This window comes from Robertmurraya sp., from assembly GCF_036676585.1.
In the GTDB taxonomy this organism is placed as follows: Bacteria; Bacillota; Bacilli; order Bacillales; family Cytobacillaceae; genus Robertmurraya_A.
Map to the genome: position 1 here is coordinate 1 of NZ_JAKFCQ010000050.1, position 12,323 is coordinate 12,323.

Sequence of the window (12,323 nt, forward strand, 5' to 3'; positions counted from 1 at the left end):
TCTAAAAAATCTCTTTAATTAAACTTCTTATAAATGGCTTCTTTTGTCAAGCGAGATACTCCCTATTTGTTCGCAATAATCAGTTTTCTGATTTCTTCCATAATGATTTTTGTAGCCTCATCAGCTGATATTTTGTTTTTTCGATATTCTGTAAAATCAACTGGCTTACCATAAACCACCTTTAACTTATTAAATGCTTTATATGGGCCAATAACCGCACAAGGAACGATTAATGCTTCGGATCTTGTTGCAAAGAAGCCAGCACCTGCTAACCCTTCTCCTAGCTCTCCCGTCTTACTGCGAGTACCTTCAGGGAATAATCCAAGAACTTCCCCTTCCTTAAGGACGGCTAAACCCTTTCTAAGAGCCTCACGATCACTCATCCCTCTTTTGACAGGAAATGCATTCAAATGAGGAAAAAGTTTCCCAATCACAGGTACACGAAACAACTCCTCTTTAGCCATAAAATGGACTGCGCGAGGAGTTGTAGTTCCTACGACAATTGGATCAAGATTAGAAATATGATTGGAACAAAGCAAAACCGATCCTACTTTAGGAATATTTTCTTGGCCAATTGTCTCTATACGATACAAAGGCTTGTAGATCATGTTTACAACGGATCGTGCAAAAGTATATATCGTCAATAGGATCCTATCCTTTCCTCAGCTAATGCTAAGATTTTCTCAACCACTTCCTCAATCGATAAGGAAGTGGTATCTATCTCTACTGCATCCTCCGCTTTTTTTAAAGGTGCTACTTCTCGTTCAGAATCTAATTTATCTCTAGCCGCAATCTCCTGTTTTAACTTTTCTAAGTCGGCTGGAAAGCCTTTTTCAAGGTTTTCTTGATATCTTCTTTCCGCTCTTTCCTGAACGCTTGCCAGAAGAAACACTTTTATTTCTGCATGAGGAAGGACATGTGTGCCAATATCTCGACCATCCATAACCACTCCCCCATTTGCCCCGAATTGCTGTTGTCTTTTCACCATTTCTTCTCGAATTAAACGGTGTTTTGCCACGATAGAGACTTGATTTGTCACCTCGGCAGATCGAATCTCGTTTGTAACTTCTTGTCCGTCAAGGAATACAAGTTGTCCTTTTTCACCTGGCAACAAGTCAATTTTTGTATTTGCTAAAAGCTCATTAAGGGCGCTCTCATCGGTAAGCTCACATTTAGACTGTAAAGCTTTATATGTAATTGCACGATACATAGCACCTGTATCAATATAAATATATGAGAGTTTCTCAGCTATTATTTTGGCAACAGTACTTTTTCCTGCAGCAGCAGGACCGTCGATTGCGATAGATATTTTACTCATATGTCCTCCTAGTTGTTTGAACTTCAATATTGTTAGTTTGTTCAATTTGAATCGTAAACGAATGATTCCTTATATATTTTAGCATATACTTGTTCGTTGCTTGTTAATAATATTGTAAAAAACAAAAAAAGCAGGAGCTCCCTGCTTTTCATTTCCCATTAAAGGTTTCTAAAAAATCCGAAAAATTATTTTTGTTTACACCTTCGTATTTTGTAATGATTTTCAACTCAGGAAAGATGCTTAACTGATGAAAGAAAAACTGTGTTCCGATAAGGAAAAGAAACTGAATGAGAATGATCTTAACAATAATACGCTCAAACGTCTTCACCATTTCACTTCCTCCCATAATATCAGTACTATTATAGGGAAATTATGGCTACTTTATTCACGATTCAAGACCCTTCTTCTTCATAAGCAACTGGCGGTCAAAGCTAAATCGAAGAAAAAGTTGACGGTCCTGTGGGCTCATATCAACAAATTGTAACGATGCCTTCATACGACTGTCATCTAAAGGAATAAGTCTTACTACTTTACTCTTAACTTTTAAATAATGAATTTCTCCGCTTTGCATAGGAAGTACCACCCATAATTGAAGGGTTTGACCAGCGAGGATTCCATGTTTATCGTTGATAAGAATTGCTGCACCGCCTGCACTTATATCATCTGTAACAGTTGTAAATGGCTTAAACTCTGAATTTGTAGGATGTACTGCCACATCTGCAGTAGTTTCGACCCTTACATATTGACGTCTTTGTATCTTTACCAAGTGCTCATCACCAGGATAAGAAAGAATAAGCATGGGAATATTTTGCTTGGTTCTACCTAATACCTCAGATTCAAATAAAAAGACTGAGTTATTATCCTGAGAGACAAATGATCCTTTTAACTGTGTCCCATCAATTAAAAAGACCGTTCTTTCAGTTGCCATATTGATTGGATAATCGATATAGATTTGATTTTCTTTTTGTTCTACAACCTTACACTTAAATTTATCTAATTTATCTCCATATTTTAACTCAAGCATAATTACAGTGCCTATTTTCAACATACGATCACACATCCTGTCAAAACTTGTCACCACAAATTATGACATGAACTTATTCATTGACGCAATATGAATCTAAAAAAAAGGAAAAGCGGGTGCTTTTCCTTACACAACATCCTCATATACTTCCTCGGCATTTTCTAGCTTATCGACCTTTTCTTCGATCCCGCTATTCGCGTTAATGAAAATACGGTACGTGTCATCACCTAGTGTTCCCATGAATTCATAACACAGTACTTCTTCGTTCATATCGTTAATAATGATCGATTGTCTATTTTCCATTACCTTAACACTTGGGTTAATTTTCTTTTGTGCGTCTTCCACCGATAGAGTTGGCTTTGGAATATCTCTTACATGGTGAGAGCGTAAATAATCATCAGCAGAAAAACCTAAAATATTTCCATTATCCAACGCTACCTTTACATTAATAGCATCAGGATACACTCTAACATCATTTTCATTTGTAACAAAGGTAAATACTCCAATATTATCGTACTGCGTGCTTTCAAATAGATCTAAATTTTCAAAGCCCGTATCCTTTAAGAATTGAATCGCTTTCGTACTTGCATCGTTTAGACTTATTTTTTGCTCTTTCACATCACGAGAGTAGATAAACCAAATTGGATAACCACCTTTTTTCGTGACATCCATATTTGCTTCTTCATTTGTACCCTTCTTTTGTACAGAAATGCTATAAAAACCAGTACTTGCACCTTTCCCACTTTCCGTAACCTTTACAGCCACATCATTTCCAAACGCTGCATGTTTTTTTGCGATTTGAACGGCCTCTTCTTCTTTCACTTGTTTCCCTTGCAAGTATTTAAACTCGTTGTCTTCTTTTTGACTTAAAGACACAAAGGCAGGTCCAAAATCTGTGTCTCCATATCCTTCAACTGTTTTCTCGACGGTCTTAAAGCCATCAATAATTGTATTATCTAAAGGCTCTTCTGATGATGCTAGAGCCAGTTCAACATCCATCCAGCGTAAGTTATTTTCTAAGACCATATGCTGTACCTTTCGCAATTCACCTTGTATCTCTGCTGACTGCTTATACAGGTCCTGTAAGGATTGGTACTCTTTATCCGTTAATGGTTCTTTCTCTAAATCTCTAATTGCAGTACGGTAACTAAAATCACCAATTTTCGCGAGAAACTCCTCCGTCTTGTTGAAAGGTAGAAGCGTTAATGGAAGTTGACCAACATCACTATGAGCATCAGATGTTATTTTCCAAACCTCTGCTAAAGAAGGCGATAATGATTCCCTTGAATTCATAGCTAATGTCGTTCCTATCTTATTATTCAGTAAATCTACCTGATAGCTTAGATCGTGAAACGCTCTTTGATAGTTGTTCTCAGCATTTATGAGTACGGCATTTTTTTCACGATGCTCTTGATAGCCCCAAAAAGCCGTTCCTGCTACCCCGAGCACCAAAACACCTATTAAGATTGTTCTAATCAATTCGACCTCACCCCTATTTACAGAATATATGCTTTCCGATGCGCTTAATTTGTGGTCTAGACCAAATCCATCCACTTGTCGCCGTGTCAGGGTTAAAATAATAGATGGCATTACCAGTCGGATCCCAACCGTTCATTGCGTCCAGAACCGCTTTTTTGGCGTTCTCATTTGGGGTTAACCAAATCTGGCCATCCGCAACGGCAGTAAACGCTCTTGGCTCAAAAATAACACCTGAAACCGTATTAGGAAATGTAGCACTTTGCACCCTGTTTAATATGACTGCCGCCACCGCTACTTGACCAATATAAGGTTCTCCCCTTGCTTCTCCATATACAGCGTTTGCCATTAACTGAATATCATTCTGTGAAAACCCACTTGGTACATTAGCAGCTGTAGGTTTTTTTGGTGGAGTTGCAGCTGTTGCTTTCGGGCCAGCTTGTTTTCCAGCATTTGCTTGTGGTGCGGTAGGTTTCTTTGCTGCCGTATTATTATTTTGCGGCTTCTTAGCTGCGGTTGTATTCTGTTTACTTTGTTTAGCTGTTGTATTTTGTTTCGGTTGTTGTGCAGTTGGAGTTTTTGCTTGAGTTTTTGTTGTTGGTTTTTTTGCTGTTGCCGTTCCTTGATTCTTATTCGGCTGTGCCTTATTTACTTTCGGGTTTGGCTTCTTTTGCTTTGCTAAATCTACTCCACCATAATGAGTAAATTTGTTTCCATTATTTATTTGTTCCTTTACAAATTGTTCATTGTACTTTGTTGCTTTTACTAATTTCTGCTTTGTTGTTGTTCCAGCAAGTCCATCGATTGGCAGCCCAAATTCGTACTGAAAGTTTCTTAGAGCCCAATACGTCTTCCATCCAAATACACCGTCAATTTTCCCATTATAATAACCGATGTACTGAAGACGTGATTGAAGTTCAATAACATCTTCACCTACTGCCCCTTGTTGAATCACTTGATTGGTGAAGGCATCAACCTGATCCACCTTTGTTGTAAAGGGGATAATAACTTGTGTTAGAAAGAAGATTGTAGCAACTTTCATTAATAAAATTTTTTTGTTCATCGTTCGCAACCCCCAGATGTAAATCTTATTAACATTAATCCTATTTTTTGTAGAGGTTGGTTTTTTATGCAAAAAGCTATTAGAAACTTCTTTAATAAGAATCAAAAGACAGAAAAACCCCCTTTCAATTTTATAATTGAAGGGGGTTTTGAATGTGTATATCATCATTAGTTGCCTTTATTCCGCTCAAGTGTCTCGCACTCTTCACCTTACGGAGAGCAAGCCACCACAAAAAAATCATAAATGGCAAAATAAAGATCAGCCAGTATTCGAAGGACATTAAAATATAATCATATATACCGTGAAAAAATACAGGAAGAAACAGTGAAAATAGGAGCCATTTCCCTTTACTCTCATTCGTAAATTTTCCTTTTCCTAAATAGTAGCCCATTAATACACCAAAAAGCGCATGACTTGAAACAGGTAATAGTGCTCGACCCACAGCGTGCTCGACCCCATTGGCCAATAAATACAATATATTTTCACTTGTTGCGAACCCTAGTGCTACCGATGTACCATAAACAATTCCATCATACGGTTCGTCAAATTCAACATGTTGATAAATTGCATAAAAAAGTATGAACCACTTGAAAAATTCTTCCAAAAATCCTGTTGTAAAAAAGGCATTTAAAAAATCAGAAACAACTAAATGCTCTACATCAATAACATATTGAATAAACATAATTGGAAATACAAGTAGTGCACCGTATATAAACGTACGTAATACCACTGAGATTGGTTCTGACCCGTACTCATCCCTTAAGTAGAAATAACTAAGAAGAGCTAAGCCAGGAGCTATCCCAGCAGAAAAAATCCCTAGCATTTGCTATCCTCTTTTCCATTCGTTTCTTCCATCGTATCATGAGTTCTTAAGAAAGAAAATCTATATTTTTGACGTTTCATGTAGACGAAGTGGCTTTCGTATAGGTATGATTCTAACAGGATGAACTAACAGGAGGTTCTTATGAAAAATCTACTTGTTATCCACACAGGCGGGACGATAGCAATGAGTGAGGATACGGAAACAGGAGCTGTAAAACCGGGCGAAAAAAATCCAATTGTCGATAAAACAAGGGAGCTTTTGTCCGTTGCTAATTTAATCATTGAGGAGCCTTTCCAACTGCCCTCACCCCATATTACGGCAAAAGAAATGCTGCAATTGAAAACAATTATTGAATCTTATATAAAGGAAGATAAAATTAACGGAGTCGTGATTACACACGGCACTGATACATTAGAGGAAACTGCCTATTTTTTAGATTTAACGATTCGGACAAGCATACCGATTGTTTTGACAGGGGCCATGAGGTCAAGTAACGAAATTGGTTCAGACGGTCTATATAATTTACTTTCCGCTTTAAAAGTAGCAAATAGTGAGGAAGCGGTTGGAAATGGAGTTCTAGTTGTGTTAAACGACGAAATACACACGGCAGTAAATGTAACGAAGACTCATACAAGCAATGTATCTACCTTTCAAAGCCCACAGTATGGACCGATTGGGACTGTGACAAAAAGAGGAGTTTTCTTTCACCACTCACCAAAGAAAAGAGAAATGTATCAGGTGGAGAACATTTCTAAACGTGTGGTACTAATTAAAGCTCATGCCGGAATGGATTCTTCCCTCCTTTATGCGATAAACGATTTACATTTTGACGGTGTTGTCATTGAGGCGTTAGGACAAGGAAATCTCCCTCCAGCAACTATTCATGGTATTAAGCTTTTGCTCGAAAACAAAATACCGGTTGTATTTGTATCAAGATGCTTTAATGGCCTCGCAGAAGATGTCTATAGCTACGAAGGCGGCGGGAAGCAGTTTAAGGATTTAGGTGTCATTTTCTCTAAAGGTCTAAATGGGCAGAAGGCTAGAATTAAGTTGATGATTACTCTAGAATCAACTACCGATATAAAAAAACTGAATCACATGTTTCAATAAAAATACCGGGCAAACATTCGCCCGGTATTTCTTACGATTCTTTATTAGCTATTGATTGAGCTATTTGCTCTCCATGGAAGCGGCCATTTTCAATAAAAATTTCATTCGCATTGTTTCCAGCCGCCAATACACCTGCAATATAAATGCCGTCAATATTGCTTTCCATCGTTTCTCCATCATACCTTGGTCTTCCAGTGTCTCTATCAATTTCTATACCCATTTGACCAAGGAAGCTATGATCCGGATGATAACCCGTCATCGCAAAAACAAAGTCGTTTTTTATGCTGTACTCTTTGCTATGTTTGAGATATGTTACTTTATCACATTCAATTTCCTTTAAATCTGCTTCAAATTCCATCTTTACGACACCATTTCGAACGAGCGAATCAAATTCAGGAAGAATCCATGGTTTAATAGAAGGAGAATATTCTTTTCCACGATAAATGACGGTTACTCTTGCACCTGCTTTTACAAGCTCAATCGTAGCGTCAACGCTTGAGTTCTTCCCTCCTACGACAACAATATCCTGATCAAAATAAGGATGGGCTTCCTTGAAATAATGAGAAACCTTTGGTAAATCCTCACCTGGAATCCCCATCAAATTTGGATGATCATAATAACCGGTTGCTACAATCACATACTTTGCAGCATAATCCGTTTTATCCGTGCGAACGATAAACTCATTAGCTTCTTTTTTCACATTTGTTACTTTTTCAAAAGGATGAACCCGTAAACCTTTCCTTTTTACTACTTCCCGGTAATAAACCAATGCTTGATTTCTCCTTGGTTTGTATTCTTCTGTTAAAAAAGGAACTTCACCAATTTCTAATTTCTCACTCGTACTAAAAAATGTTTGGTGTGTAGGATAATGATAAATCGCATTCACTATATTTCCTTTTTCAATAATAAGCGGATTCTTCCCAATTTTTTTCAATGCGATTGCCGCTGACAGCCCACACGGTCCTCCACCAATTATAATTACATCTTCTATTTGCATCGCTCTCTCTCCTAAACAAAAAATCTCCATCATTTTATGATAGGAGATTTTTTGTTGCTTTTCAAATATAAATCATTAAATCCAACCTCTAAATCTTGATGCTTCGGCCATTTTCCTTACACCAACCATATATGCTGCTAAGCGCATATCTACGCGTCTTGTTTGTGCAGTATCATATATATTATTAAAGGATTTACACATAACCTTTTCTAATTTTTCTTCCACTTCTTCTTCCGTCCAGTAATAGCCTTGATTATTTTGGACCCATTCAAAGTAAGAAACGGTAACTCCACCTGCAGAGGCAAGCACATCAGGTACAAGTAAAATCCCTCGGTCTGTTAAGATCTTAGTTGCTTCGAGTGTAGTTGGACCATTTGCTGCTTCGACAACAATCTTCGCGCGAATATTATGGGCGTTTTCTTCTGTGATTTGATTTTCAATTGCTGCAGGAACCAAGATGTCGCAGTCTAATTCAAGTAATTCTTTATTAGTGATCGTATTATTAAATAACTTCGTAACCGTTCCAAAACTATCACGTCTATCTAATAAATAATCTATATCCAATCCATTTGGATCATGTAACGCTCCATAAGCATCAGAGATACCCACTACTTTTGCACCTGCATCATGCATAAACTTTGAAAGATAGCTGCCTGCGTTTCCAAACCCCTGGACAACCACGCGTGCACCTTCAATATTAATACCCTTCTTTGCAGCTGCTTCTCTTATACAAATTGTTACCCCTTTTGCTGTTGCCGATTCCCTACCATGTGAACCACCTAGTACTAGTGGTTTTCCAGTAATAAATCCTGGAGAATTAAATTCATCTATTCGGCTATACTCATCCATCATCCAAGCCATAATTTGTGAATTTGTAAACACATCTGGTGCCGGAATATCTTTGGTTGGTCCAACAATTTGACTTATTGCTCTAACGTAGCCACGACTTAAGCGTTCAAGTTCACGAAATGACATATCACGAGGGTCACACACAATGCCCCCCTTACCTCCGCCATATGGTAAGTCAACGATTCCACATTTTAAGCTCATCCAAATAGAAAGTGCCTTTACTTCCTTTTCTGTTACACCAGGATGGAAACGAATTCCTCCTTTTGTAGGTCCAACAGCATCATTGTGTTGTGCACGATACCCTGTAAATATCTTTACTGACCCATCGTCCATCCTTACTGGGATTTTTACTGTTAACATTCTCATTGGTTCTTTTAATAGTTCATATACTTCTTCAGGGTAGCCAAGCTTTTCTAATGCACTGTGAATAACGGTTTGAGTCGATCTTAGCACATCAAGCTTTTCTTCATGGTTTATGTTTGTAGTCCCTTTTTCGGCCACTATTTTACCCTCCTAAAATCACTAACAATGTTGTCCCATTCATGACATAGTATACACTTTTAGGTAATTTATGCAATAATAAATGAAAATTTTTTGACATTTTTACGATATTTTTTGTAAACGCTACCATTGTTGTTATTTAGGGAATTTTCTGCATTTTCCCCATACCTTATAAGCCTTAAATGGGGCGTCTCACCTTCTATTTAAATACTATTTACTAGTGTCTGTTTTTCGCCTCAAGATATTCTTTTAGAAAAAAACGGTAGAGACAACCCACTACTTAAAGTAATGGACAATTGTCTCAACCGCTTCTTGATCAATCACTGTTTTCCCATACTCCTTTATGCGATGAATACTTTCAAGAGTAGGGTTTGAGTATTCAGATAGAACAACTGCCACTAACATTAAGTTACAGTCCTCTACATTTTCTATACAAAAATAATACTTGTCATCCATTACATATAAGCTTCCCCCAGTAAAGCCGAGTACCTTAAGCTGATGGGACACTTGAATCACATACTCAAAATTGGTAAATTCATAAATGAGGTCTTGCTTTTCCTTTACACTTACCTGTAAATCATAAAAAGAATCCATTAAGGAGCTATCTTCTTCTTCCTCATCCATCGTGACAACCATGACCATACCCTGAGTATGCATCGTGAAGATTTCTACTGCAACCGTTCCTTGTATATCCACATCAAATTGTTCACTTGCTTCTTCAAGCATCTCATGGAACAATTGATGCCACTTTAAAGAATCTTTCCATATATCCTCTTTTGTTAATCCTCTTTCAGATAAATCATCCGTAGTTAAAAAAATTTTAATTTTATTGTAGGTTAATCGTTCTAAGCGCATTATAAAGCCCCCTGCTGTGAACAACTGTTTGTTTAGTGTATGAAATTCTTGCAGGAAGGTGAATTGTCTAATCGATATTCCTTCTTACATTCTGGTTTTTAACCAACTTTCCCACTCATTACGTGAGGTACCTATAATGTGGTCATGATAATTGACCTTTTCTTTTTCAGAAATGGTATCAAATGCAAACCCACCTAATCCAATATGTATGTCTTCGTAGTTCTTTACCAATTTGTCTGTGAGTTGTAGTGTTCCGCTAACATTTTCCTTCATTGTACAGGAAAAGAAGATAAATTTTGGCTTTACAATCTTAATAACCTCATCGATATCTTTTTCAGCTATACTTGCTCCCAAATAAATGACCTCAAATCCTTTACGTCTTAAAAATAACGTAAAGATGAGTAGGCCGAGTTCATGCCACTCGCCTGGTCCACAAACTGCAATGGCCTTTGGCATCATCGGATTATGCGGAAAGGAGTGCAAAATCATACCAATTCTTGATCGGAGAATAGATGAGGCAAAGTGTTCATGTGCGGTAGTGATCTTAGAATTTTCCCATAAATCACCAATTTTCACTAGCAATGTGCCCAAAATATCTACCATTACCTTATCTACTGTAAACAAACTAAATGCTTGATTAATGATATCATGTGCAGTTTTTTCGTCAAAAGCAAGTAGTGATTGAAGTAACATGTCCGCCATGGCACTTGATTGGTCTCCACCTGTTTGAACATGTAGAAGACCTTCTTTTTCTTCAATCTCATTGTTTTCAAGTAAAGTAACAGCTTGACTAATGGTAAAGCCTTTATTCACTTTGTCTTGAAGCCATCTTAATATTCTTACATGTTCTTCCGTGTAAAGACGATGTCCCGATTCGTTTCTTTTTGGCGCTACCATCTGATAGCGCCTTTCCCAAGCACGTAGCGTTCCTGCTTGAATTCCTAACATTTTCGAGACCGCTTTTATATTATATTTTCCTTCTTCTGTCGCCATTGTCTTTCCTCCGTATAACTCGTAACATACTCACATTATACAGTTCATATAAAAAATGTGTAAACTTTGTATAGGCTGACACTTACTCTTGATCTTTATTGGAGATAGAAATGAAATGCGTTTCAGCTCTTGCTCCTAGCCTTAGTGGCACAGCTGTCGTTCCATAGCCATTACTTACAAGAAGAGAGGTATTTTTTAATTGGTGGTATCCCCCTAACTCATACGGTCCGAACCCAAATATTCTAATTTGACCTCCATGAGTATGTCCACTCAACACTAACGAAATCCGGTCTTGTACCTGTACTTTTTCCGTAATTCTCGGATTATGGCTGACGAGTATACGAAAACCCTCCTCTTGGGCATCCTGAAGTGCTAAGTCCAACCGATCTCTCTTTAATTGAAGGTCATCAACTCCAAGAAGGACCATCACTTCCCCTGCTTCTGATTCAAAGGAAACCGCTGTATTATCTAATATCTTCACTCCGTTATCAAGAAGCAAAGCATCTAGCTCATGATAGTCAACCTCGTAATCATTATTTCCCCAAACAAAATACAATGGTCCCAACTGTTTGAGAAGGGTAAGATTTTGTCTTACCTGTTGAAAATCGACTCCTTTTTCAAGAAGGTCACCACCAATGATTACTAGGTCTACCTGTCCTTTTGCTTTCACATCCTGTATTATTTTGTCAGAGATAGGGCGCTTATGAATATCGGATATAAAAAAAAGCTTTAGTTCACCAAAGCTCTTAGGAAACTCTGAAAAAGTAAAATGATGGGTTTGAACTTTATTTCTAAATGCCTCTTTGTACATAAAAATAAGGAGCGAGACTCCTACTAAAACTAACGCATAAAATAAGAACTCCATATATCCTCCACTTTATATTATTCTTTACTTTCACGAAGAAGCTCGTAATCTAATGAAATCATACCATAAAGCAATGAGAAACAAAAAAAAGCAACCGCTGGCCATAGAGAGACCATTGATAGGAAATAAAAACTTAAACATACAAAAAATAGCAAAAGACATTCAAGCTTAAACAACTTCCCCCGCCCATTGCTAACCACCATCATTTCAATACCGTTCTTAATTAAGGCAGCATTTATTAAAAACCCAATAAAAAACGCTAAAATAGAAGCAATAAAAGGAACAGGACTCAATACAACCTCTACAATAATATCTGATAAGTTATTTGGAAAATGGATAGGTATCCATACTATAAATAATAATCCACATATATATCCTAACAAAAGTTTCATGAGTTTCTTCACATACACAAAAATCCCTCCCATAAACAATGTATGAGAGGAATCAAT

At 37.3% G+C, this 12,323-nt stretch carries 14 protein-coding genes; 1 reads left to right on the forward strand and 13 read right to left on the reverse strand.

Features of this window, described 5'->3' with window-relative positions:
• Positions 1–62: 62 nt before the first annotated feature.
• The 7 genes from ACGLXV_RS05920 to prsW all read right to left on the reverse strand — a co-directional run bounded on the left by ACGLXV_RS05920 (position 63) and on the right by prsW (position 5,704).
• Entirely contained in the window at positions 63–644 is a 582-nt protein-coding gene (locus tag ACGLXV_RS05920) for a lysophospholipid acyltransferase family protein (protein WP_119708962.1), read from the reverse strand.
• Positions 641–1,318, reverse strand: coding sequence for a (d)CMP kinase (gene cmk / locus ACGLXV_RS05925; protein WP_391557913.1), 678 nt, complete (start codon positions 1,316–1,318; stop codon positions 641–643). Before cmk ends, ACGLXV_RS05920 begins: the two co-directional genes overlap by 4 nt.
• 148 nt (positions 1,319–1,466) lie before the next feature.
• A complete protein-coding gene (locus ACGLXV_RS05930) occupies positions 1,467–1,649 on the reverse strand; it encodes a YpfB family protein (RefSeq protein ID WP_240390594.1) in 183 nt (60 codons plus the stop codon).
• Positions 1,650–1,703: 54 nt separating this feature from the next.
• The gene (locus ACGLXV_RS05935; RefSeq protein ID WP_391557914.1) at positions 1,704–2,366 is read right to left on the reverse strand and encodes a flagellar brake protein; all 663 of its coding nucleotides are present in this window, start codon (positions 2,364–2,366) and stop codon (positions 1,704–1,706) included.
• A 102-nt stretch (positions 2,367–2,468) separates the two neighbouring features.
• Positions 2,469–3,821, reverse strand: a complete 1,353-nt coding sequence (ypeB, locus tag ACGLXV_RS05940) for a germination protein YpeB (protein ID WP_391557915.1) — start codon at positions 3,819–3,821, stop codon at positions 2,469–2,471.
• 13 nt (positions 3,822–3,834) lie between these two features.
• The gene (gene sleB, locus ACGLXV_RS05945) at positions 3,835–4,881 is read right to left on the reverse strand and encodes a spore cortex-lytic enzyme (RefSeq protein ID WP_391557916.1); all 1,047 of its coding nucleotides are present in this window, start codon (positions 4,879–4,881) and stop codon (positions 3,835–3,837) included.
• A 130-nt stretch (positions 4,882–5,011) separates the two neighbouring features.
• Entirely contained in the window at positions 5,012–5,704 is a 693-nt protein-coding gene (gene prsW, locus ACGLXV_RS05950) for a glutamic-type intramembrane protease PrsW (RefSeq protein ID WP_119708966.1), read from the reverse strand.
• 141 nt (positions 5,705–5,845) lie between these two features.
• Between prsW and ACGLXV_RS05955 the strand changes: the two genes are divergently transcribed.
• Positions 5,846–6,814: an asparaginase gene (locus ACGLXV_RS05955; RefSeq protein ID WP_391557917.1), complete on the forward strand. Its 969-nt coding sequence runs from the start codon at positions 5,846–5,848 to the stop codon at positions 6,812–6,814.
• A gap of 31 nt (positions 6,815–6,845) precedes the next feature.
• Here the strand turns inward: ACGLXV_RS05955 and ACGLXV_RS05960 are convergent, their stop codons facing one another.
• From ACGLXV_RS05960 to ACGLXV_RS05985, 6 genes are all read right to left on the reverse strand, one after another.
• Positions 6,846–7,811: a YpdA family putative bacillithiol disulfide reductase gene (locus tag ACGLXV_RS05960; RefSeq protein ID WP_391557918.1), complete on the reverse strand. Its 966-nt coding sequence runs from the start codon at positions 7,809–7,811 to the stop codon at positions 6,846–6,848.
• 75 nt (positions 7,812–7,886) lie between these two features.
• Positions 7,887–9,164 carry a Glu/Leu/Phe/Val family dehydrogenase gene (locus ACGLXV_RS05965; RefSeq protein WP_119708969.1) on the reverse strand — a complete coding sequence of 426 codons (1,278 nt, stop codon included), beginning with the start codon at positions 9,162–9,164 and terminating at the stop codon, positions 7,887–7,889.
• Positions 9,165–9,437: 273 nt separating this feature from the next.
• Complete coding sequence (locus ACGLXV_RS05970) at positions 9,438–10,016, reverse strand: genetic competence negative regulator (protein WP_119708970.1); 579 nt, start codon at positions 10,014–10,016, stop codon at positions 9,438–9,440.
• 84 nt (positions 10,017–10,100) lie between these two features.
• Positions 10,101–11,009, reverse strand: coding sequence for a MerR family transcriptional regulator (locus ACGLXV_RS05975; protein WP_391557919.1), 909 nt, complete (start codon positions 11,007–11,009; stop codon positions 10,101–10,103).
• An 82-nt stretch (positions 11,010–11,091) separates the two neighbouring features.
• Entirely contained in the window at positions 11,092–11,874 is a 783-nt protein-coding gene (locus ACGLXV_RS05980) for a metallophosphoesterase (RefSeq protein ID WP_391557920.1), read from the reverse strand.
• Between the two features lie 17 nt (positions 11,875–11,891).
• Positions 11,892–12,284: a hypothetical protein gene (locus ACGLXV_RS05985; protein WP_391557921.1), complete on the reverse strand. Its 393-nt coding sequence runs from the start codon at positions 12,282–12,284 to the stop codon at positions 11,892–11,894.
• Positions 12,285–12,323: the final 39 nt, after the last annotated feature.